Origin of the sequence: Parabacteroides caeci (assembly GCF_023656795.1) — a bacterium.
GTDB classification, from domain to species: Bacteria; Bacteroidota; Bacteroidia; order Bacteroidales; family Tannerellaceae; genus Parabacteroides; species Parabacteroides segnis.
Map to the genome: position 1 here is coordinate 26,043 of NZ_JAMOKT010000037.1, position 24,968 is coordinate 51,010.

The window sequence follows — 24,968 nt, forward strand, 5'->3', positions numbered from 1 at the left end:
GGAGTTCCATTCGGATGGAACAGGATTTTCTCCCGGATGAAAAAGAAAACAGTGATAAGAAGTATGAATGATAAGAATGCATTGGAAGGCGGACGTATTTCCGTTTTAGGCGCCCGCGTTCACAATTTGAAGAATATAGACGTCGAGATACCGAGAAACAAACTTACCGTGATAACGGGTATGAGTGGTAGTGGTAAGTCGTCATTGGCTTTTGATACGATTTTTGCGGAAGGACAACGCCGGTATGTGGAGACATTCTCTGCCTATGCCCGTAACTTTCTCGGAAATATGGAACGTCCGGATGTGGATAAGATCACCGGATTGAGTCCGGTCATCTCGATCGAACAGAAAACGACCAACAAGAATCCCCGTTCTACCGTCGGCACGACGACAGAGATCTACGACTTTTTCCGTCTGCTTTATGCAAGGGCGGGAGAGGCGTACTCGTATCTGAGCGGAGAGAAGATGGTGAAATACACCGAAGAGCAGGTGCTCGACCTGATTCTGGAACATTATGAGGGAAAGAAAACATACCTCCTGGCTCCGCTGGTCCGCAACCGTAAGGGACATTATAAGGAACTGTTCGAGCAGGTTCGTAAGAAAGGCTATCTGACCGTCCGTGTCGATGGAGAGATCAAGGAGATATTCCACGGCATGAAGCTGGACCGTTACAAGATGCACAGCATCGAAGTGGTGATCGACAAAATGGTTGTCTCGGCTTCTGACGAACGCCGCCTGAAAGAAAGCCTGCGTACAGCCATGAAGCAGGGTGACGGACTGGTCATGCTGCTGGATGCCGATACGGATGAGTTGCGCCATTACAGCCGTCGTCTGATGGACCCAGCAACCGGACTTTCCTACAGCGAACCGGCTCCGCATAACTTTTCCTTTAACTCCCCGCAAGGTGCATGCCCCAAATGTAAGGGATTGGGACAGGTGAACCTGCTGGATATGGAAAAGATCGTGCCGGACCCTTCCCTCAGTATCTATAACGGCGGGATCGTGGCCCTCGGGAAATATAAGAACTCGCTTATCTTTTGGCAGATCGAAGCCCTTTGCGAGAAGCATGGGGTAACGATCAAGACGCCGATCAAGGATATTCCGGCGGAGGCGATCGACGAGATCATGAACGGAACGGACGAACGGCTCCAGATCAAGAACGAATCCCTGGGTTCTTCCAATTATTTCCTGTCTTATGAAGGCGTTGCCAAATATATCCTGATGCAGCAGGAGAGTGAGGCATCCGCTTCCGCACAAAAATGGGCGGGGCAGTTTATTAAAATGACTACATGTCCGGAATGTAACGGCCAGCGTCTGAACAAAGAGGCTTTGCATTACCGGATTGCAGATAAGAATATTGCGGAGATATCTTCTTATGATATATCCGAACTGTATGATTGGCTGGACAGCATCGAAGACCGTCTGGATCATAAGCAGAAACAGATAGCGATAGAGATATTGAAGGAGATACGTTCGCGCCTGAAATTCCTGCTGGATGTGGGGCTGGATTATCTCTCTCTTAACCGTGCTTCGGCAAGCCTTTCCGGCGGTGAAAGCCAGCGCATCCGCCTGGCAACTCAGATCGGTAGCCAGCTGGTCAATGTGCTTTATATCCTCGACGAGCCGAGTATCGGGTTGCATCAGCGTGATAATGTCCGTCTGATCAACTCTTTGAAAGAACTTCGTGATACTGGAAACTCGGTCGTTGTCGTGGAACATGACAAGGATATGATGCTGAATGCCGATTACGTGATCGACATGGGCCCGAAAGCCGGCCGTTTGGGCGGAGAGGTCGTGTACGAAGGTACGCCTCAGGAGATGCTGAAAGTAAATACATTGACATCTGCCTATTTGAACGGAGAGACTGAAATCACTATTCCCACCGAGCGCCGGAAAGGAAACGGTAAATTTATCACGATAAAAGGTGCCAGCGGGAACAATCTGAAAAATGTGAATGCAACTTTCCCGCTGGGAACGCTGATCTGTGTGACAGGCGTGTCGGGGAGCGGCAAATCGACGTTGATCAACCGTACCCTGCAACCGATCCTGAGCCAGCATTTCTATCGTTCGTTGGAAGATCCGTTGCCTTATAAGTCGATCGAGGGCATTGACAATGTGGATAAGATCGTCAATGTCGACCAGTCGCCTATCGGACGTTCGCCACGAAGCAATCCGGCTACTTATACGGGGGTATTTTCCGATATCCGTAACCTCTTTGTCGATCTTCCCGAATCGAAGGTGAGGGGATATAAACCGGGGCGTTTCTCATTCAACGTGTCCGGCGGTCGTTGCGAAACCTGCAAAGGGAATGGTTACAAGACCATCGAGATGAACTTTCTACCCGACGTATTGGTGCCCTGCGAGGACTGTCATGGCAAACGTTACAACCGTGAAACACTGGAAGTGCGTTTCCGTGGTAAATCCATTGCGGATGTACTGGATATGACGATCAACATGGCGGTGGAGTTCTTCGAGAATATCCCGACCATCCTGTCCAAGATCAAGGTCTTGCAGGATGTGGGCCTGGGTTATATTAAACTGGGGCAGCCTTCCACCACGTTGTCCGGCGGCGAAAGCCAGCGTGTGAAGCTGGCGACTGAACTGGCTAAAAAGGATACAGGCAATACATTATATGTACTGGACGAACCGACAACCGGTCTTCATTTCGAAGACATCCGCGTCCTTCTGGGTGTCCTGAACAAACTGGTGGAAAAGGGCAACACCATCATCGTCATCGAGCATAACCTCGACGTCATCAAATGCGCCGACTACCTGATCGACATGGGCCCCGAAGGCGGTCGTAAAGGCGGTCAGGTCTTGTTTACCGGCACGCCGGAAGAAATGGTGAAGAAGAAAACGAAGAGCTATACCGCTCCGTTCCTGAAAGAGGAACTGAAGAAATAGACTGTGCATAATCCCAAAAGGATTGGCATGTACGAAAGGAATCATTATCAGATACTATAATAATGATTCCTTTTTTATATATTTGCACTTAGTTAGGTCTAATCCAATTGTAAATAGAAGTAATAATTATGCAATCATTAGTCATTAATAATTATAAGAATTTTGAGAATCTGACATTAGGTAATCTGGCTAATGTAAATCTGATTGTAGGAAAAAATAATGTAGGTAAATCTACATTATTGGAAGCTATATCTATTGTTGCGTCAAATGGAGATGTCAACTGGATTAGAGAACTGTTGGAGATACGTGGAGAGAGTGTTCGTTTTTCTTCCAGAGAAAATAGTATAGAGAAAGAAATAGAACGTTTCACTTCTTTATATTATAATAGAGATATAGACGCTTTTTTCCATTCACCGATAGAGATAAAAGTGACCGGCTCTCTTTTGCCTGAAACATTTCTCTTTAAATTGGTGAGATATATCGTTGCAACGGAGACGGATAACAGTGGCCTGGAAAGATCTGTGCGTAGATTTTTGGATGAAGCAGAAGAGCAGGATATAGAATATGCAAATGCTAAAATCGGTTTTTTGTCTTTGTTAGGAGATAAGAAGTCTTTATATACTTTCAATGGAGGCAGGCTTCCCGTGCCAATCGCAGATAAACAACTCCCTTTTGAATATGTTCGTACGAACCAGATTTCGAGTGACAAGAATCCGGCCCTCTTTGATCGACTGGCATTGACTCCCCTTGAAAAGTATATAATTAAAGCTCTTCGGATCATTGAGCCCAGAATTGAAGCTTTGAATTATTTGAAAGATGATGTTATACTTTCTTCTTCGCGAAGAGATGAAAGAGTGCCTGTCGTTGTGTTGCGTGATAGTGCAAAGCGTTATCGGTTAAGTTCTATGGGAGATGGGATCAATCGTGTCTTAACTATTATTTTAGCTCTGTTAAATTGTAAGGATGGCATTTTACTGATAGATGAGTTCGAGAATGGTCTTCATCATTCAGTGCAAAGCCAGTTGTGGAAGATAATTTTTGAGTTATCAGAGGAATTAAATATCCAGGTGTTTGCCACAACACATAGTGAAGACGCTATTAAAAGCTTTTCAGAAAATGCACAGGCAAACCAGAATGGGAAAATAATAAGACTTGAAAATCGGAATAACTCAATCCGGGTTGTTGAATATCAGGAAAAAGAAGAACTGGCTTATATTGGTCAGAACGATATTGAAATTCGTTAACTATGGAAACACCGACATCTTTGCTTTTAGTTGAAGGGCGTAGTGAAGAAAACGCCATAAGGGAATTTTATAAACAGTGGAAAATAGATCTCAATTTTGATATAAGTAGTGAAGGTTCTATTACTAAGCTGAAAACTTCCTTTAAGATGCATTTGAAAAGTTCCAATATCCTTAGAAAATTATGGGTCATTATCGATGCAGATACATCTTATGCTTGTGCGTGGCAATCTATAAGGGATATTCTGGAAAGAAGCGGTAAGTATAATCCTCCGTTACAGTTATGTCCGAATGGTTTGATTTTAACACCTATAGATGAAAATGACCTGGTCGTAGGCGTATGGATTATGCCAAATAATCAGGATGTCGGCATGTTAGAGGATTTTATGATGGGAATAATTCCCGAAGATAATATGTTGCTTCATGAAGCTGAAACTGTAATAACAAATCTTGAAAAGAAGAATATTCAAAAATATAAAAATGTACATCGGGCAAAAGCGAAACTTCATACCTGGCTTGCGTGGCATGATGAACCGGGCGATTCTGTAAATGTTGCTATAAGAAAGCATTTATTCAGTCAGGATAAAGAATTAGTTATTGCTTTCAAAGCCTGGTTAATGGAGTTAAACAAATAAGACAAACGCGTTTGTCCTTTTATAATATGTAATTAATTTAAGATGAAGAATCCTATCCAGATGATCAAACAATGCGTAGAGAAGGAAGAACCTTATTTCCTGCTGCGCGGACAAGATATATGCGCCCTGGCGGCCATTGAAACCTATTACGAAGAGGTGAAGAAAAATGTGAAAGATCCCTACTTTATCGAGGAGATCGAAGAGATCATGAAAGACTTCCGGGCCTTCCGCGAAGAACAGCAAACCCATATACCGGATTGACCGATGGCGGACGACAGTTACAGAACCATAAAACAAGTAGCCGAGGGCTATTACACGGAGAAGCGCAGCCGCTTTATCTCGTATGCCATCCCCGTGCGTACGGTCGAAGAGGTGAAGGAGCAACTGGACCGGTACCGTAAACAATATTATGATGCACGCCATGTCTGCTGGGCCTATATGCTGGGACCGGACCGCCTGACGTTTCGTGCAAACGATGACGGCGAACCGTCTTCCACTGCCGGGAAACCGATCCTCGGACAGATTAATTCCAATGAACTGACGGATATCCTGATCCTTGTAGTTCGTTATTTCGGAGGTATTGAGTTGGGTACCAGCGGGCTGATCGTTGCCTATCGTACGGCCGCTGCCGAAGCGATCGCTGCCGCCGAAATAGAGGAACGTACGGTGGATGAAGATATCACAGTCGCTTTCGAATATCCCTACCTGAACGGGATCATGCGCATAGTGAAAGAAGATAACCCCCTTATTGTATCTCAGAAATTCGAAATGGACTGTGAGATGACACTACGTATCCGAAAAGGGGAGGCGGAGAAGCTGAAGAACCGCTTATTGAAAGTGGAGTCGGCCTATCTGAAGTAATTTATTAATAATCTGAAACATGAGTTACCTGCTATTTTCGATTTGAGAGGATTTCCTTATTTTTGTACTCTGAAATCTAAATAAGCAAATAGTGGTAATATAATGAAGAAGATTCTGTTATTTTCTTTTTTCTTAGTGATTGGTTTGGTTGTCTCGCAGTTTCTTCCCGCTATGGTGGGAGAGAACTATTCGATGGTGAAGACGATCTCCAACACGTTGTTGTATGTGTGCCTGGCCTTTATTATGATCAACGTGGGCCGGGAGTTTGAAATGGACAAAACTCGTTGGATATCTTATACGGAGGATTACTTTATTGCGATGGCAACCGCAGCCTTTCCCTGGATCTTTGTGGCGTTGTATTATATGTTCGTCCTGCTTCCCGAGATCTATTGGTCGAGTGGTGAAGCCTGGAAGGAAAACCTGTTGCTGAGCCGTTTTGCAGCGCCTACCTCTGCCGGTATTCTCTTTACAATGCTTGCAGCTGCCGGACTGAAGGCTTCATGGGTATATAAAAAGGTGCAGGTTCTGGCTATTTTCGACGACCTCGATACGATCCTGCTGATGATACCGCTTCAGATCATGATGGTGGGACTGCGTTGGCAGTTGGGCGTTATCATCCTGATCGTGATGGTGCTGCTTATGCTCGGATGGAAGAAGATGGGCACTTATAATATGCGTCAGGACTGGAAAGCGATCCTGCTCTATGCAATTGTAACGCTAGCTATTACGCAGGGAGTTTATTTGGTGTCCAAACATTTCTATGGTGAAGACGCCAGTATTCATATTGAAGTGCTGCTGCCTGCTTTCGTCCTGGGTATGATCATGAAGCATAAGCATATCGACACGAAGGTTGAGCACAATGTGGCTACAGCCATATCTTTCCTGTTCATGTTCCTTGTGGGAGTGAGTATGCCGGTATTCTTTGGCATTGATTTTGCCAAACAATCGGCTGAGGCGGCAACCATTACCGGAGCACAGCCGATGATGTCGTGGCCGATGATCCTGTTGCACGTTCTTATTGTCTCTTTCCTTTCTAATATAGGAAAACTTTTCCCGCTGTTCTTCTATCGCGACCGGCGCAAGCGTGAGCGTCTGGCATTGTCGATCGGTATGTTTACGCGTGGTGAGGTAGGAGCAGGTATTATTTTCATCGCTCTCGGATACAATTTAGGTGGACCGGCCCTGATGATTTCTGTCCTTACTATTGTGTTTAATTTAATTTTAACTGGTATCTTTGTGGTCTGGGTAGAAAAGTTGACCCGTAGCGCCTATCTGCTTGAAATGGCAGAGAAGCAAAGACAATAACACAGTTAGGAATTACGGAGACAGGTCAGCAAGCTGTCTCCGCAAATATTTTAAACACAATGGATCGTACTATTAATGTTATCCTGAAACCATTGCGCCGTTTCGCTACACAGAAGTCGAGCGCCAGTTTTCTATTGTTTATGGCCACCATACTGGCTATGATACTGGCCAATTCCCCTTGGGCGTATGCTTATCATCATATATTATCTTATCCCATAGATCTTCAGATCGGTAAATTCAATTTGTTCTCGCATCACGGAGAGCCGATGCCGATGTTGGCTTTTGTGAATGATGCCCTGATGGCTGTATTCTTCTTTGTGATAGGGTTGGAGATCAAGCAGGAGGTTTTGATCGGTGAACTCAGTTCGGTCCGTAAGGCGATCCTTCCGGTAATTGCCGCCTGTGGTGGTATGATCGCGCCGGTCCTTTTCTTTCTTCTGGTGTGTAATACGGGGCCGGAAGCACGCGGGGCTGCTATCCCGATGGCTACCGATATCGCTTTTGCCCTTGCCGTCCTGGGATTGTTGGGGAGGCGGGTTCCCCTGAGTATGCGGATTTTCCTGACGGCGTTGGCTGTTGTCGATGATATCGGCGGTATAATTATTATCGCTTTGTTTTATAGCGGGCATATTGCCTATCAGCCGTTGCTGATTTCCCTGGCCCTGTTGGCGTTATTGTATGCCGGTGGAAAGATGCGGGTCAATAATAACCTGTTCTATTATATTGTCGGTTTCTTTGTCTGGATTTTGTTCCTGGAATCGGGTATCCATCCTACCATTGCAGGGGTATTGGTTGCCTTCACTGTTCCCGCCCGTCCGAAGATCAATCTGAACGATTTCACCTGTGATATGACCGGCTATCTGAATATGCTGGACTATACGGAGGTGCGCCAGTCTAAAAAGGCCGCCGTACTGACTCCGACGCAGATACAGGTATTGAACAATATCCATTCGCTGGCGGATAGAACGATCAGTCCGTTGCAAAGCATTGCCGACAAACTGCATCCGATGGTAAATTACCTGATCCTTCCGCTGTTTGCCTTTGTGAATGCCGGTGTCACGTTCGGCGATATACAGCCTGCGTCTCTGGTCAATGTGCCGTTGGCAGTCTTCCTGGGATTGTTTGTCGGAAAGACATTGGGGATTTTCTCTTTTACCTATTTCTTTGCCCGTACAAGCCTCGCCTCTATGCCGGCGGGAATGACACGTTGGAATCTGTTTGGGGTGTCTATGTTAGGAGGTATTGGTTTCACAGTTGCACTGTTCATTGCCAACCTGTCGTTTAACAGTACGGATGCTGTAGGCATGGATTTGCTGAACCAGGCTAAACTTGGCGTATTTACGGGATCGTTTGTTTCTGGACTTTGCGGATACTTATTGCTGAAAAAGGTGCTGCCGAAGGCGGCTAATGAGTGATAACATAGGGTATGCTTATAACTACTCATAGCGAAACATGTTAATCGTTCAGACAAAGGTAGTTCATTTTCTGTTATATTCCTGCCAATATTAATTAAAATAAGAAACAGTATGGATGAAATGAGTTTGATTAAGAAAGGGGTTGCACATAATGGGTTCGTGCTTTATGCACTGAATATTATTAACCAAGTGGAACAGGAAGGACGGTTCGGGACGGCACGGCACATGCCTATATGAGTAGCCTGAAGTCGCTGGTGCAGTTTTCCGGGAGCCAGCAGAGACCCTTTTGCCAGCATGTCGCTGGAATCGATGCCGACACGTAAGCGGGTATTGCTTAAAAGTACAGATTTATTATATCATTTATTTTGAACCTTTCGACATAGAAAAAGAATAACTATTTCACCTCGAAAAGTATCTTACGCTGATTACCCCAGTTATCGATCAGAGTGAGCATGTGTTTTCCGGACTCCACTGTGCAGGCGATCTGGTGGTTGTCCGTTGTTTCTCCAAGGTACGTGTCGTCGAGATGCCAGTAGATGGTGGCGTCGGGACGGGCATGGGCGGCTTTGAAGATAAACTTCTCCTGTTTGCCGGAGAATCCTTTCGGTAAGTATAAGATGGCGTTGTGTTCCGGGTAGATCAGTTCGATCTGCCGGCTTTGTGCTTGTTCGCATCCCGGTTTGATGGGAGGGAGGGGAATGTAGTCGATATGGTAGTTACGGTAATAATATTCCTGTGAAGGCGGGAGCACGAACCAGGGACGGGTGATCATCCGGTCGACAGACTCGCAGGAACTGTTTACACGAAAACGTCCGTCTGCCGATAGATGGACGAGTTTGTGGTAAGGACATACCGGGGTGTTGATGCCGGAACGGGGGATATACAATGTGTCCGTCTGATCACAGATCCGGGAGGCTTTGTGTCCGCTGTTACGACAGATCGCCGCCTGTTCCAGTTCGTCGTAAGGCATATCGAACCAACTGCTGCCGGGTAACAGTGAGAAGAGGTCGAAGAGGACAGGGGCTGCATTTCCTACTCCTGTCAGGCCCGGGCGACCTTCGCCAGACGCATTTCCCACCCATACGCCGACGACATAGCGGGGAGTAGTCCCGATAGCCCAGGCATCGCGTCCTCCGTAACTGGTCCCGGTCTTCCAGGCGATCTGCTTCATCGATTCGAATTGTTGCCAGTCGGCTTCTTCTTCCGGGCGGTTGAGGGCGGACATGGCTTCGTAAGTAAACCAGATGGAGGCGGCTGATAATAATGGCTTATCGGTAAGTCGCTTGTCTGTGATTGATTGTATAGGATCTTTTCCTTTGTTAGGGAATGGTGTCAACGGATGAATATCCTGCGGATTATATCGCCCGTTGTAGGGGCGGTAATGGGTGAGAACCCGGGACAGGGAGGCATACATTCCGGATATATCCCATAAAGTACCTTCTGCGCCTCCCAGAATCAGAGACGCTCCGTAATGTTCTTCCGAGAAACGGAGGGAGGTCATGCCTAATGTCTTCAGTAAGGTCATGAAACGGCCGGTATTATATTGCGACAACATGCGGACCAGAGGTACGTTCAGCGAACGTTCGATTGCCCGGTGGGCAGGGACGGCACCGTTAAATGTCTTGTTATAGTTCTGCGGCATAAAACCGTTGATGTTCAGAGGTACATCCGATACGAGGGTGGAAGGGAGTATCTGTCCGTCGTGCAGCATGCCGGCATAAAGGAAAGGTTTCAGGATGCTCCCCGTGCTACGGGGGGAAGTGATGATATCGACCTGGTTTCCCCGTTTTTCGTCGGCCTGGAAGGTGGCATTTCCAGCATAGGCCAGGATTTCTCCGGTTGCCACGTCGGCGATAAGGGCAGCCAGGTTATGGATATGGTTGGAACTGCTGTATTCCCGGGCATAACGGTTGACGAGTTCCTGGGTTTGTTTCTGCAAGGAATACTGTACCGATGAGGTGATACGTATTCCCGGTGTGCCGGCGGCCAGCCGTTCCAGCAGATGAGGAGCTTCGTTGGGTAAGGGTACCGGGGCTTCCGGCAGAGGTTCCATGCAGGATAGTTCGTATTCGGTATTATCGATGATATTTCTTTCTTTCAGCGTGTACAGGAGTTTGTCGCGTTTTGTTTTCAGTTGTTTTCGGTTCCTGCCCGGATGGATAAGGGCGGGAGAGTTGGGTAGTACGGCCAGTGTGGCACTTTCCGCCCATGAGAGATCGGAAGCGCTGCGTCCAAAGTAACGCCAGGCCGCTGTCTCGATGCCGACAACGTTCCCTCCGAAGGGGGCATGGGAAGCATACAGGTTGAGTATTTCCTTTTTACTATGGGTCGTTTCCAGGAAGAGCGCCCAGCACATCTCGATACTTTTTTCGTACACGGTACGATCCCGGTTTCCCCGGGCGAGGCGTGCCAGCTGCATGGTCAGTGTACTTCCTCCGCTGATGACGCGGTGGTACCGGACATTCAGATAGGCGGCACGCAGAATGGCCGCCGCGTCTATCCCTGGATGATAAAAGAAATAACGGTCTTCATAAGTAGTCAGGCAGGTAATGAATTTATCCGGCAGAGAATCGGTCGCCGGAAACCGCCATTGCCCGTCCGGTGCAATCCTCGCCCCCAGCAGGTTACCCTCCGAAGAGTAAAGTAATGTCGAGTAAGATACGGGGAACAGGGTACGGGGAACCAGCAGGTACATCCCTCCCCAAAGAAACAGGATAAACAGCAAAATAGATATTATCCAGGTTTTATTTATCGTCATAATGCCCTAAAGCTGATACTATATAAACAGTCACGATATTTTCATCTACTATGATCTCTGCTCTATGTAATGTTTTAGTTGCCATACTTTCCATTGTTATAGTTATTACAAAGATAAGGATAAAAAATGAAAGATCAGGTGGAATACGTTCTATCGTAGAATATAATTCTTTATATTTGTGAAATAAGTAGATGTGCTGATGTTTGCTTTTGATCTTGAATAAGTAGTAACCGTTAATTGGAAGAAATATGGCAAGGTATCTTTATTTGATGTGTTTATGCTATTTGTTGTGCCTGTTGGGCAGTTGTACTTCAAAGAGTAGCGAAGGCGAGACGGGAGAGTTGCCTTTTAACCCACATGTGGAAGCGTTTACCTCGGGTAAAATATCCAGGTATACACCGGTGTATCTGATATTCAATCAGGATATACCACAGGATAAATTACAGAGCGACCGGTTGTCGAAGCTGGTCCGCATCAAACCGGATATAGCCGGAGAGTTTTCTTTTGAGAATAACCGGACTATCGTTTTCAAACCTGCAAAAGAGTTTGACCGGAATACCTCCTACAAGCTGACGGCCGACCTTTCCGAATGGTTTGACGTGGCAGGCAAGGACAAGCAGTTTACCTTCGGCTTTTCTACTTTCCCTATGGCGTTGCGTGCCAATCTGGAATCGATGGAGATCAACAAGAAGAACGAGAACGGTTATGATGTACTGTGCACTTTGCTGACCCCCGATAAGGAGACACCGGAAACAGTTGAATCGTTGGTCCGCTTCTCAGAAAAGGTGGATGCTGTATGGCAACACAGCCCCGACGGTAAAAAACATCAGGTTACTTTGCAAAATGTACAGGCCGGAACCGACGGAAGCCGTACGCTTACCCTTTCCGTTGCCCCGAATAAACTGGGCGTTGCCGAAGATAAGCTGCTATCCGTAAGTATCCCGGATATGAACGATTTTGAGGTTTATGACGTGACTTATGTGACGGAACCGGAACGGTATGTGGAAGTGACGTTCTCTAAAGAGCTGGATTCTTCGCAGGATATGCAGGGATTAGCCTTTATCGCCGGGAATACCTCCGAGACGGTGAATGTGGAGGGGAATCGTCTGCGTTTATATCCCGATGCTCAACGTACGGGAGTTATGAATGTACATCTGAACCATCAGATACGCAGTAAGAACGGCCTTACTCTGAAAGAAGATATTACCCGTCAGGTCGAGATCAGCAGCCTTCTGCCGGATGTCAGGTTTGTCGGGCAGGGAGTTATTATACCGCAATCCACTCAATTGCTTGTGCCTTTCCAGGCCGTTTATCTTCGTGGCGTTGTGGTACGTGTGATAAAGATACTGGAACAGAATATCGGCCAGTTCCTCCAAGTGAATAATCTGGACGGGACTTCGGACCTGATGCGTGTGGGCCGCCTGGTTGCACGTAAGACGATCTTCCTGGATGAAGACGGCAGCGATCTTACCCAATGGAACACCTATGCTATCGATATGAAGCAAATGATGGAACCTGAACCCGGTGCCATTTACCGTGTCGAACTTTCTTTCAATAAAGATCTGTCGGCCTATCCTTGCGATGATTCCGTGAAAGTCTCCCGCGAACAATTGCTTGCTGAAGATGAAATCAAATTCAAAGAGGAAAGTTCGCGTTTCGATAATGGCGGATACTATTATTATAATGGTGATTTCGACTGGAGTGATTATAATTACAGCGAACGGAATGACCCCTGTTCGAATAGTTACTATTATAACAAGGTAGAAGGCAAGAATGTGCTGGCAACCAACCTCGGCCTGATAGCAATGGCAGGTGAGGATAATGAAATGACGGTCCTGGTGCATAACCTGATTACGACTCATCCGGAGAATGGTGTCAATGTCGCAGTTTACAATTACCAGAACCAGCAGCTGGCATCGGGTATTACGGACAGTCAGGGACAGGCCCGTCTGAAGATAACTTCGGGCAAGCCTTTCTATCTGATCGCTTCTTTGGGAAATGAACGCTCGTATCTGCGTGTGGATGGCGGATCGGCATTGTCGTTAAGCTCTTTCGATGTCTCCGGCGAGGTCGTACAGAAAGGCATTAAAGGATTTATCTATGGTGACCGGGGCGTCTGGCGTCCGGGCGATACCTTGTTCCTGAGTTTTATGCTGAACGACCGTGCCAAAAAACTTCCCGCCAACCATCCGGTGGTAATGGAACTATATAACCCGTTGGGACAATTATATCTGCGTAAGACACAGACCCGGGGAGAACTGGGTGTGTATTCGTTTGCCATGCCGACGGAACCGGATGCACCGACAGGCGCCTGGAATGTAACTGTAAACGTGGGAGGCGTCAGCTTCACCAAACGCTTGCGTGTGGAATCCATCAAGCCGAACCGTCTGAAGATCGACCTGTCCATGCCCGAAAAGACATTATTGCGCGGCGAACCGCTGAACGCACGTCTGCACACGGAATGGTTGCAGGGAGCAACGGCAAGGAACCTTAAATACGATATTCAGGGAACCTTTATCTCTACACCGACCACTTTCAGCGGATTTAAGGATTTCTATTTCGATGATCCTTCGAAAGTGTTTAACAGCGAAGAGAGCAAACTGATTTCCGGAACGACCGACGAGAAGGGAGACGCCCTTGTGCAGGCGAAGTTTGAGATCGGTTCGACGGCTCCGGGTATGTTGATGGCTAACTTCGTTACCCGTGTGTATGAAGAATCGGGCGATTTCAGTATCGATGCCAACCGGATGTTGTATTCGCCTTATAAGCGCTATGCCGGTATCAAGTCGCCGCAGCAGACACGCGAACAACTCAATACGGGAAGCAATTACACCTACGAAGTCGCTTCGGCCGATTACCTGGGCAACTCGCAGGCTAATACGGAACTGGAGGTACAGGTCTATAAAGTGTATTGGTACTGGTGGTGGAGTTCCGACAACAGTAGCCTGGCAAACTATGTCTCCGACTCCTATAACAAACCTGTCAAAAATATGACAGTCCGCACCGGGGAGAACGGGCGCGGGACCTTTAGCTTATCGTTCAGCAATGAAGAGTGGGGCACTTACTTTATTTCCGTGAAGGATAAGGAAAGCAAGCATTCGACCGGTGTCATGAGTTATTTTGACTGGCCTTATAACGAGGGGCGGAGGAATGCCGACGGTAGCGAATCGGCCAGCATGCTGACCTTCAAGACGGATAAGGATAATTACCAGCCGGGTGAGAAACTGGTTATCACCATCCCATCAGCCAAAGGAAGCCGTGCCGTTGTCAGCATAGAAAACGGCACGAAGGTACTGTCCGTCACCGAACATACCTGTGACGACCAACAGACCGTAATCAAACTGGACGTGACCAAAGAGATGCAGCCGAATGCCTACGTTTATGTAACGTTGTTGCAGCCTCACGGAATCACGAAAAACGATTTGCCGATCCGTATGTACGGCGTTGTCCCGTTCACGGTGACCTCTCCGGAAAGTCATTTATATCCCCAGATCAGCATACCGGACGAGATCAAGCCGGAAGCCAACTATGAGGTAACCGTTTCCGAAAAGGACGGCCGCGAAATGGCCTATACCTTAGCCATTGTGGACGAAGGCCTGCTCGACCTTACCCGTTTCCGCACCCCTGAACCCTGGAAGGCGTTCAATGCCCGCGAAGCCCTGGGCGTAAGCACCTGGGATATGTATAACTTCGTAGTCGGCGCTTACGGCGGACGTATCGAACAATTGTTCAGCATCGGTGGCGACGATGCCCTTAACAAGGGACCGAAAGCCATTGTGAACCGCTTCAAGCCGGTTGTCATGTTCGACGGCCCGTTCCTGCTGAAGAAAGGGGAGAAGCAGCGTCATTCCTACCGGATGCCGAACTATAACGGTCGGGTGAAGGTCATGGTCGTAGCCGGCAACGGTGAAGCCTACGGAAATGCCGACAAGAGCGTTTTCGTGCGCAAGCCTGTGATGTTGCTCGGAACGTTGCCCCGTGTGATCGGTGTCGGCGAAGAGATGGTTGTCCCGGCCACCGTATTTGCCACCGAGAACGGTGTCGGAAATGTCAATGTCTCGATCAGTTGTTCCGATAATATGGAAGTCGTGGGGCCGGCCACCCAGCAATTGAACTTTACGGAGAAGAGTGACAAGCAAGCCTCGTTCCGTATCAAGGTGAAAGACCAGCCGGGAGCCGGACGCGTAACGATCACTGCATCGGGCAAAGGCGATAAGTCGGTTTACACGACGGATATCGAGATACGTTCAGTCTCCCGTCCGCAGGTGAAGGTATTGCCTGTCACCCTGGAAGCCGGCAAGTCCTGGAAAGAAACGGTTCAGATGCCGGGAATGAAAGGCACCAATTCGTTGACACTTGAAGTATCCGACGTGCCGCCTTTGAATCTGTCTTCCCGCCTGTCATACCTGATCGGTTATCCGCACGGATGCGTTGAACAGATCACTTCCAAAGGTTTCCCGCAATTGTATGTCGGTGAATTTGCCGCTTTGTCGAAGGCGCAGCAGACAATGACCGGAAACGCCGTTAAGGAAGTCATCCGCCGCTTGCGTTCTTACCAGACGGTAGACGGTGCGTTCTCTTACTGGCCCGGCGGAACCAGCAGCAATGCCTGGGGTACGGTCTATGCCACCCACTTCCTGCTTTCTGCCGAGACGAAAGGATATCTGGTGCCCGACGGCATGAAACGGAATGTCCTGAATAACCTCCGCCGTGTGGCCCGCGACTGGAAGCCCGTCAACTCCTATTATTCCCGTTCGGAAGAGATGACGCAAGCCTATCGCCTCTATGTCCTCGCTTTGGGACAGACGCCGGAAGTAGGCGCCATGAACCGTCTGAAAGAAAATAAATTGTTGCAACCGATGAGCCGCTGGCTGCTTGCCTCCGCCTATGCCTTGATCGGCCGTAGCGACGTGGCAAAGAACCTGATCGAAAAGACTACGGAGCTGAAAACAGATTATTCGGACTACGACCTTACATTCGGCAGCGACCTGCGCGACCAGGCCATCCGCCTGATGACGCTCACCCTGCTGGGAGACGGTAAGGAAGCCGCCCTGCTCACCCGTGACATCTCGAAAGAGCTTTCGTCGGACGATTGGCTGAGTACGCAATCCACGGCCTTTGCCCTGGTATCCCTCTCCGAATACATGGCAAAGTACAAGGTGGGCGGATCGATGGATTTCACCTATTCCTGCGCCGGAAAGAATGACAAAGTCAGCTCCGTCAAGAACGTATGGACAGAAACCTTGCTGGAAAAGGCAGGGGCATCCGCCTCCGTAGAACTAAAGAACACCGGAACATCGACCTTGTTCGCCCGCATCATTACCGAAGGTATCCCGGAACAAGGCAAGGAAGAAGCCTATGCGAACGGTCTGTCGCTGGCCGTCAGCTACACCGACCAGAACGGCCGGGCTGTGAATATAGCCGACATGCAGCAGGGAACGAATTTCGTAGCCGTGGTGACGGTCAAGAATCCTACCGCCCGCGGCATAAACAACCTGGTATTGACGGAAATATTCCCTGCCGGTTGGGAAATCCTGAACACCCGCTTCCTGAACGACGGGGCGACGGACAAGACGGCCACAGGCATAAATTACCAGGATATCCGCGACGACAAGGTGTATAGCTATATCGACTATCTGCCTTCCGGCCGCCAGGTGACGGTAAAGATCAACCTCTGTGCCGTTTATCCGGGACGCTTCTATCTGCCCCCGGTTTATTGCGAAGCCATGTACGATAATTTGGTACGGGCGAATACCGAAGGGAAAGAGGTGGTTGTAGAGTGAAAAAAAGTCTCCGAGGTCTCGGGAATACCGGTCAAACGTTTAAAGTTAGCTTCCGAGGTCTCGGAGATCGTTTTTCAATAGTGAAAGTGACTTCCCGAGGTCTCGGAAATGGCTTTTCAATGGTGAAAGTTGCCTCCCGAGGTCTCAGAAACCGTTTTTCACCGTTTAAAGTTGGTTTCCGGAAACCCGGAAGGTCACTTTCACCGTTTGACCAGCATTCCTGGACTTCCAAATCGTAAGATAATCCAACTACATCGAAACAAATGCTTGTTTTATTCAGAAGTAACCTTTTTATCTTTGCCGTGGATAAATACAACTGATTCATGAAGAAAAAACACTTACTCTTTGCTTTGTTTTGTAGCGGACTTCTATCCTGTACAGCGCCTACAGCAACTCAACAGTTAGCCGGGGATATCCTGGCCGACCAAAGTTTTCATACCGTCGACAGTATGGCCCGTGCCGTAATCCGTAGCGGTTTTAATGCCGGAAGCGGTTACTCCCAGATATGGGCGCGCGATATGAATACCTTTATTGAAGTAGCCTGCGAAGAAAGCAACCCGTCCGATCTGCGCAATGCGATCCTGCTGTTTTTTGCCCTGCAACAGCCAAACGACGAGATGATAGACGGATATGTCCTGAAAACAGACTTCAACTGGGGAGACGATCATCCTTATTATTCCGATGCCGCTCCCGACCATGTCGCTTTCAAGAATACGGTCGAAACCGACCAGGAATCTTCCCTGATCCATATCGTAGGAAAGTATATCCGTAAGACTGGCGACACCTCTATCCTGAACGAAGTGGTAGCCGGCCGCACCGTCTACGACCGTATGGTCGGAATGATCGACTATCTGATGAAGGAACGTTATAGCGAACAATATGGCCTTCTCTACGGAGCCATGACGGCAGACTGGGGCGACGTGCAACCCAACGACGATTTCGGCTGCGATATGAATGAATTGTCGGACCCCGCGATCGATGTCTACGACAATGCCATGTTTATCATCGCCCTCGACTTTATGCAGGAGATGACTGCGGACAATGTGGATAAGACCCGCTGGAAAGAACTTCGCCAGCATATAGCAGCGAATACCCGCAAACATCTTTGGGATGAACAGCGTCAGAAGTTTATTCCCCATATCTACCTGGAGAAATCTCCGATACCGGAAGGCTTTAACGAACTGGACGTGCATTATCACGGAGGAACCGCCATCGCGATAGAAGCCGGTCTGTTGTCTCCCGAAGAAATAGCCGTTGTCAATGCGCAGATGTTGGAGAATGTCCGCCTGTCCGGTATGCCGAGTATCGGTCTTACGTTGTATCCTACTTATCCGGAAGGATTCTTCCGTGGCGGAATGTCCAAACCCTATATCTATCAGAATGGGGGAGACTGGACCTGGTTCGGCGGCCGTATGATCCAGCAGCTTATTGCCAACGGCATGGTGAAGGAAGCCTACGAAGAAGTGCGTCCGATGATCGACCGCGTCATAAAGAATCAGGGATTTTATGAATGGTACGGCAAAGGTGGCGTACCCAGCGGTTCCGGTCATTTCAAAGGATCGGCCGGGGTACTGGCGAAAGCTATCGAGATGTTCAATCAATGGTCGGAAGAGAATAAATAATAAAATATCATATAAATGAGAAAAAGTAATTACGATAAAAGCCCTTCGACAACTGTCGATGGGGCTCTTTGGAAAGGTTGGGAGTCTGTTCTGGATAAGCTGAAGGACGTATGCAACGTCCCGGAAGAGTTGGCGCGAAAGGTCGTTGTCATTGAATGTTATCATGGTGTATACCCGGAGGAACTGGCTGAACATCTGGCAACATTGCATCCTTCTTTGATGATTCATTCGGATCAATGTTTTAAAGGCGTAGAAGATATTGAGAAGATGACGCGTCCTTATCTGACAGACGATCGCCTTTTTGGACGCCGTGCCCCGTTTTACTATGCAGACTTCCTGGATGCGGACAAAGTAAAAGAATGCCGGGAAAAGATAAAAGCTGCGACCGGACTGGTAATCGTCTACGGGCATGCTGCGGCAGAGGTTGTCCCCGAAGCTGATGTACTGGTCTATGTCGATATGGCACGTTGGGAAATACAACAACGTTTCCGCCAGGGAAAGATCGACGGCCTGGGAGTAAGAAACCGGGAGGAAGCGCCTTCGCTCCATTACAAACGTGGATATTTCATTGACTGGAATGTCTGTGACGCCCTGAAAAAACATCTGTTACCGAAAGCAGATTACTGGCTGGACACTCATATCCCCGGTATGCCTAAAATGATAACCGGCGAAACCCTACGTGCCGGACTGGAAAAGACAGCCCGTAAACCGTTTCGCGTGGTTCCTTTCTTCGACCCGGCCCCCTGGGGAGGCCAGTGGATGAAGGAAGTCTGCGACCTCGATAAGGAACAGGCAAACTTCGGTTGGTGTTTCGACTGCGTGCCCGAAGAGAACAGCCTGTACCTGAAAGTAGAAGGCGAACTGTTTGAGATGGCCTCTAATAATCTTGTATTTTATCAAACCCGTAACCTGTTGGGAGGCCCGGTCGAATCGCGCTTCGGACAGGATTTCCCGATCCGTTTCGACTTCCTGGATACGATGGGAGGGGGCAACCTCAGTTTGCAGGTACACCCGACTACCCAGTATATCCGTGATACGTTCGGTATCTATTATACACAGGACGAAAGTTATTATCTGCTGGACGCCGGAGAGGATGCAACCGTTTACCTCGGTCTGAAAACGGGCGTGAACCCGGATGAGATGATCGACGCATTGAATGAAGCCCAGGTATCGGGTAAGCCGTTCGATACGGAGAAGTACGTAAACAAATGGCCGGCCAAGAAACATGATCATTATCTGATCCCGAACGGAACTATCCATTGCTCCGGTTCTAATGCGATGGTACTGGAGATCAGTGCTACCCCGAGCCTTTTCACATTTAAGTTATGGGACTGGGGACGCCTGGGGTTGGACGGCAAACCGCGTCCTATCAACATCACCCATGGTTCGCATGTGATACAATGGGAACGGCAGACGGAGTTTGTACGCGACCAGTTGGTCAACCATTTCGAACCGCGTGCCGAAGGCGAAGGCTGGGTAGAAGAACGTACTGGTCTGCATGAAAATGAGTTTATCGAAACCCGCCGCCACTGGTTTACCGGCACAGTGCCGCACAATACAGGTGGGGGAGTCAACGTTTTTAATGTGATAGAAGGAGATGAACTGATCGTGGAAAGTCCGGTAAATGCGTTCGAACCGTTTATCGTTCATTATGCCGAGACATTTATCGTACCTGCCGTAGTCGGTGATTACACGATCCGCCCGTATGGCATTTCAGAAGGAAAAACCTGCGGAACGATCAAGGCTTATGTACGGACGAAAGGATAATAATCGAATATCAATTAAACACACATATATATAATGTATAACGATAACCGCATAGTAATGACCCTTGATGCCGGAGGGACCAACCTGGTCTTTTCGGCTATCCGTGGGGGAAATGAGATAGTGACTCCTATAACGTTGCCCTCTTGTGCCTGTAATCTGGAACAATGCCTGGGGCAATTGGCCACAGGTTTTTCCCGGATTCGCGAACAACTGACGGAAGCCCCGGTTGCCATCAGTTTTGCTTTTCCCGGACCAGCCGATTATCCGGCCGGTATTATCGGTAACCTGCCGAACTTTCCTTCTTTCCGCGGAGGCGTAGCGTTAGGGCCGTATCTGGAAGAAAAGTTCGGCATCCCTGTCTTCATCAATAATGACGGCGACCTTTTTGCTTATGGCGAAGCCCTTACCGGAGCATTGCCGGAGGTAAATCTTCGTCTGGAAAAGGCGGGAAGCATTAAGCGTTATAAAAATCTGCTCGGCGTAACACTCGGTACCGGTTTTGGTGCCGGAGTCGTGATCAATGGTGATCTGCTGATGGGAGACAATGCCGCCGGAGGTGATATCTGGTGTTTCCGCAATAAGAAATACCAGCAATATATCGTAGAGGAAAGCGTCAGTATCCGAGCCGTGCAACATGTCTATCGCGAGCTTTCCGGCGACACTTCCGCTTTGACTCCGAAGGATATTTTCGATATTGCCGAAGGTACCCGTCCCGGAAATCAGGATGCCGCCCGCCGCGCCTTTGCCGAACTGGGGGAAATGGCCGGGGATGCTATAGCGCAGGCCATCACTTTGATCGACGGTCTGGTCGTGATTGGCGGAGGACTGACCGGTGCTGCCAAATATTTCATGCCTGCCTTGCTTGAAGAGATGAACAGCGAGACCGGTATGATGGACGGAAGCCGTTTCAGCCGTCTGCAAAGCAAAGCATTCAACCTGGATGACGAAGCGGACTTCAACCGGTTTGCCCGAGGGGAAGCGGTGAAGATACCTGTTCCCGGTTCGGACCGCCAGGTGGATTACGACCCTTGCAAACGCATCGGTGTCATGATAAGTAAGCAGGGAGCCAGCCGCTCGGTCGCTTTGGGTGCTTACGTATATGCCTTGAATCATTTATAAGAATATAAAAATAAATACGCCATGAATAAAAACTGTTTAATAACTCCGGTTCTCACCCTTCTGACAGGTTTGCTGGTTGTTTCCTGCTCGCCGGTGAAAGAAGAGAAGGCGGTTACGGAGAACCTGTCTCAATATGTGGAGCCACGTATCGGGACGGCACATTGCCGTTGGTTCCATTTCACTCCGGGAGCCTCTCCTTTCGGTATGGCCAAACCTGCTCCGTCGACAAACGCTCATTTGGGGAATAACTCCGGCTGGGAAGCAACCGGCTATGACTATCGCGATACTTCCATTGAAGGTTTTCCCTGTCTCCACGAGTTCCAGGTGGGCGGTATCGTCCTGATGCCGACGGTGGGTGAATTGAAGACTGTCCCCGGTGCCGTGAATGATTCGACCGGAAGCGGTTACCGTTCCCGCTTCGATCATTCGGAAGAGATTGCTACTGCCGGTTATTATTCTGTGAACCTGCAAGACTACCATATCCGGGCAGAATTGACATCTACTCCTCGCGTGGCCTTTCAGCGTTATACGTTCCCTGCTTCCGAAGAAAGCCGTATCCTGTTCGATATCGGTAACCGGCAGGGCGAAAGTGGTGCCGTGAAGGATGCCTCCGTCACGTTGAACGATGACGGGACGGTTGAAGGCTGGGTGATTACCTTGCCGGAATATGTAAAGAAATACCAGCCGGGCGCAACAGTTCCGTTATATTTTTCTGCCCAGTTGGATAAACAGCCTTCCGGATATGGCACCTTCATCGGTGAAAAGGTACAACCGGATGCAAAACAGGTTTCCGGAGTCGGTTCGGGATTATATCTTACCTATAAGACTACGGAAGGAGAAAGCATTACTGCCAAGGTCGGCCTGTCGTATACCTCTGTGGAAAATGCCCGTCTGAACCGTGATACGGAAGCCCGCACGCTAACCTTTGACGAGGCGAAAGAGGCGGCTCACCGACAATGGGAAGACTACCTCGGACGCATCCGGGTAGAGACACCGGTCAAAGAAGATAAGGTGAAATTCTATACCGGCCTTTACCATGCCCTGCTGGGACGCGGCCTTGCCAGCGATGTAAACGGAGCCTATCCCCGTAACGACGGTAGTGTAGGGCAGATACCTTTGGAAAATGGCAAGCCTGCCCATAACCTTTATAATACCGATGCAGCCTGGGGAGCGCAATGGAATCTTTCGCAAGTTTGGATTTTGGCTTATCCTGAATATGCATCCGATTATATCAGCAGTCATTTGCTGGTCTACAAAGATGCCGGATGGTTGGCGGATGGCTTGGCCAATAGCCGTTATGTATCGGGGGTAGGGACCAACCTGCTGACTACGATTCTGGCCGGGGCTTATCAGTGCGGTATCCGTGATTTCGATGTCGACCTGGCTTATGAGGCTTCTATTAAAAATGAACTCGACGGTACGAACCGTCCGCTGGGGGCCGGAAAGGTCGATACGGATAAGTTCCTGGAATACGGATATGTCCCCCATCTGGAAAATGGTAATGGTCCCGACGAGGCCTTTATGTTCTCCGCTTCCCATACATTAGAATATTCTTACAGTGCCTGGGCAGTCGCTCAATGGGCAAAGAAATTGGGTAAGACTGACGACTATGATAAACTGATGTGGTTGTCGAAAGGCTGGGAACGTATCTATGATCCGTCCACTAATTTTGTTCATCCGAAGAAGGCTGATGGAAGTTTCATTGATAACTTCAACCCGATGCAGGTGTGGCGCGGTTTCCAGGAAGGAAATGCCTGGCAGTACACGTTCTATGTGCCGCATGATGCGGCAGGTCTGGTCGGCAAGGTCGGAGCCGATGTTTTCAATCAGCGTCTCGACAGTATCTTTACTGTTTCCCGCGAGCTGATCTTCAGCGGTGGTACGGAGGTCGGAGCCTTTGCCGGTCTGCAAACTTTGTATAATCATGGCAACCAACCTTGCCTCCATATCTCCTGGCTGTTCAACGAGGCGGGACGTCCTTCGCTGACCCAGAAATGGGTACGTGCCATTCTGGACGAGTTCTATGGAACGGATGGTATTCATGGTTACGGTTACGGGCAGGATGAAGACCAGGGACAGTTGGGTGCCTGGTATGCGATCGCTTCCCTGGGACTGTTCGATGTCAAAGGACTGACAGACCCGCAACCTTCTTTTGCTTTGGGCAGCCCTGTATTCGATAAAATAACGATTCAGCTGAATAATACATATTATAAAGGAAAAGAATTTGTTATCGAAGCAAAGAACAACAGCAAAGAAAACTATTACGTTCAGCAGTACCGTTTGAACGGTAAAGTCTATCCGGCTACCCGCATTCCTTTTGAAACAATTGCAGCCGGAGGACGTCTGGAACTGGACATGGGGAATCAGCCGGTAGATACATACAATGATTATTGAAAAAACAATACATACCATGAATAAACAAAATTCGAAAGCCATTTACCCTATCCTCTTCGGTTTCTTTGTGATGGGCTTTGCAGATGTTGTCGGCATAGCAACCAACTATGTAAAGGTAGACTTCTCATTGTCTGATACATTGGCAAACCTGATTCCGATGATGGTTTTCCTTTGGTTCGCCCTGTTTTCTATTCCGACAGGAGTCATGATGGGAAAGCTCGGACGACGTAACACGGTGGTCATCGCGTTGGCTGTTACAGCCCTGGCGATGTTGCTGCCTCTGTTCTTTTATGACTTTGCCTGTATCCTGCTGGCCTTTGCCTTATTGGGGATCGGTAATACTATTTTACAGGTTTCCCTGAATCCGATGGTGGCTAATGTGGTTAGTCCGGACCGTATTACGAGTGTCCTGACTCTGGGGCAATTTATCAAGTCGATTTCCTCTTTCCTCGGCCCGATCATTGCCGGGGCGGCTGCCTCTTTCTGGGGTGACTGGAAATTGATATTCCTTGTTTACGCAGTAACGACACTGATCTCTACGATCTGGCTGATCTCCACGATCCCGGGAAAGGAAAAGCTGGAAGAGGCCGGGGCTACCTTTGCTACCACCTTATCCCTGTTCAAGGATAAATATATCGTATCCCTGTTCCTGGGGATCCTTTTTATTGTCGGCATAGATGTCGGCTTGAACACTACTATCCCCAAGTTGCTGATGGAACGGACAGGCATGCCCGTTTCCGAAGCCGGACTGGGTACCAGCCTTTATTTTGCCGCCCGTACGATCGGTTCGTTTGCCGGAGCTTTCCTGCTGGCGAAGCTCTCCGGTGCCCGCTTCCTGAAATATAGCATGTTTGTTGCGATAGCGGCATTTGTCTTATTGTTGCTGGTTCCGGATATGTGGAGCATGTTTGTTATGATCGTTATTGTAGGGTTGGCGTGTGCGAATGTCTTTTCGATCATCTTCTCATACGCCCTTCAGCACAAGCCGGAACGGGCAAATGAAATATCCGCCCTGATGATCATGGGAGTATCCGGTGGTGCCTTGATAACGCCGTTGATGGGAATTGTAGCCGATGGTTTCGGACAGGTTGCCGGATTGTCTATCCTCATGCTTTGCATCCTTTATATTTGTATAATCTCTTTTAGAATCGATAAAAAATAGAT

15 protein-coding genes are annotated in these 24,968 nt (G+C 48.6%); 14 read left to right on the forward strand and 1 reads right to left on the reverse strand.

Features of this window, described 5'->3' with window-relative positions; genetic code table 11:
• The first annotated feature begins 63 nt into the window (after positions 1-63).
• The 8 genes from uvrA to NBH15_RS29235 all read left to right on the forward strand — a co-directional run bounded on the left by uvrA (position 64) and on the right by NBH15_RS29235 (position 8,598).
• Entirely contained in the window at positions 64-2,904 is a 2,841-nt protein-coding gene (gene uvrA, locus NBH15_RS17740) for an excinuclease ABC subunit UvrA (protein WP_244051270.1), read from the forward strand.
• Between the two features lie 128 nt (positions 2,905-3,032).
• Positions 3,033-4,148, forward strand: coding sequence for an AAA family ATPase (locus NBH15_RS17745; RefSeq protein WP_244050973.1), 1,116 nt, complete (start codon positions 3,033-3,035; stop codon positions 4,146-4,148).
• A 2-nt stretch (positions 4,149-4,150) separates the two neighbouring features.
• Positions 4,151-4,780 carry a DUF3226 domain-containing protein gene (locus NBH15_RS17750; RefSeq protein WP_128134074.1) on the forward strand — a complete coding sequence of 210 codons (630 nt, stop codon included), beginning with the start codon at positions 4,151-4,153 and terminating at the stop codon, positions 4,778-4,780.
• A gap of 42 nt (positions 4,781-4,822) precedes the next feature.
• Positions 4,823-5,041 (forward strand): hypothetical protein, encoded by a 219-nt coding sequence (locus tag NBH15_RS17755; RefSeq protein WP_007658121.1) that lies wholly within the window; start codon positions 4,823-4,825, stop codon positions 5,039-5,041.
• Positions 5,042-5,044: 3 nt separating this feature from the next.
• On the forward strand, positions 5,045-5,641 hold the full coding sequence (locus NBH15_RS17760) for an IMPACT family protein (RefSeq protein ID WP_046147368.1): 597 nt from the start codon (positions 5,045-5,047) through the stop codon (positions 5,639-5,641).
• Between the two features lie 102 nt (positions 5,642-5,743).
• Positions 5,744-6,946 (forward strand): cation:proton antiporter family protein, encoded by a 1,203-nt coding sequence (locus tag NBH15_RS17765; RefSeq protein WP_250823193.1) that lies wholly within the window; start codon positions 5,744-5,746, stop codon positions 6,944-6,946.
• 59 nt (positions 6,947-7,005) lie between these two features.
• Positions 7,006-8,361: a Na+/H+ antiporter NhaA gene (nhaA, locus tag NBH15_RS17770; protein ID WP_244050974.1), complete on the forward strand. Its 1,356-nt coding sequence runs from the start codon at positions 7,006-7,008 to the stop codon at positions 8,359-8,361.
• A 111-nt stretch (positions 8,362-8,472) separates the two neighbouring features.
• Positions 8,473-8,598 carry a hypothetical protein gene (locus NBH15_RS29235; protein ID WP_255419953.1) on the forward strand — a complete coding sequence of 42 codons (126 nt, stop codon included), beginning with the start codon at positions 8,473-8,475 and terminating at the stop codon, positions 8,596-8,598.
• A 157-nt stretch (positions 8,599-8,755) separates the two neighbouring features.
• Here the strand turns inward: NBH15_RS29235 and pbpC are convergent, their stop codons facing one another.
• Positions 8,756-11,056: a penicillin-binding protein 1C gene (pbpC, locus tag NBH15_RS17775; RefSeq protein ID WP_250823208.1), complete on the reverse strand. Its 2,301-nt coding sequence runs from the start codon at positions 11,054-11,056 to the stop codon at positions 8,756-8,758.
• A gap of 311 nt (positions 11,057-11,367) precedes the next feature.
• Here pbpC and NBH15_RS17780 point away from each other — a divergent pair, with 311 nt between their 5' ends.
• The 6 genes from NBH15_RS17780 to NBH15_RS17805 all read left to right on the forward strand — a co-directional run bounded on the left by NBH15_RS17780 (position 11,368) and on the right by NBH15_RS17805 (position 24,966).
• Positions 11,368-16,902 (forward strand): alpha-2-macroglobulin family protein, encoded by a 5,535-nt coding sequence (locus tag NBH15_RS17780; RefSeq protein WP_250823194.1) that lies wholly within the window; start codon positions 11,368-11,370, stop codon positions 16,900-16,902.
• 323 nt (positions 16,903-17,225) lie between these two features.
• Positions 17,226-18,524 (forward strand): GH36-type glycosyl hydrolase domain-containing protein, encoded by a 1,299-nt coding sequence (locus NBH15_RS17785; protein WP_128134072.1) that lies wholly within the window; start codon positions 17,226-17,228, stop codon positions 18,522-18,524.
• Between the two features lie 15 nt (positions 18,525-18,539).
• Positions 18,540-20,291, forward strand: coding sequence for a class I mannose-6-phosphate isomerase (locus tag NBH15_RS17790; RefSeq protein ID WP_244050975.1), 1,752 nt, complete (start codon positions 18,540-18,542; stop codon positions 20,289-20,291).
• A gap of 30 nt (positions 20,292-20,321) precedes the next feature.
• Complete coding sequence (locus tag NBH15_RS17795; RefSeq protein WP_128134071.1) at positions 20,322-21,410, forward strand: ROK family protein; 1,089 nt, start codon at positions 20,322-20,324, stop codon at positions 21,408-21,410.
• Positions 21,411-21,431: 21 nt separating this feature from the next.
• Positions 21,432-23,804 (forward strand): GH92 family glycosyl hydrolase, encoded by a 2,373-nt coding sequence (locus tag NBH15_RS17800; protein WP_250823195.1) that lies wholly within the window; start codon positions 21,432-21,434, stop codon positions 23,802-23,804.
• Positions 23,805-23,820: 16 nt separating this feature from the next.
• Entirely contained in the window at positions 23,821-24,966 is a 1,146-nt protein-coding gene (locus tag NBH15_RS17805) for an MFS transporter (protein WP_250823196.1), read from the forward strand.
• Positions 24,967-24,968 lie beyond the last annotated feature (2 nt).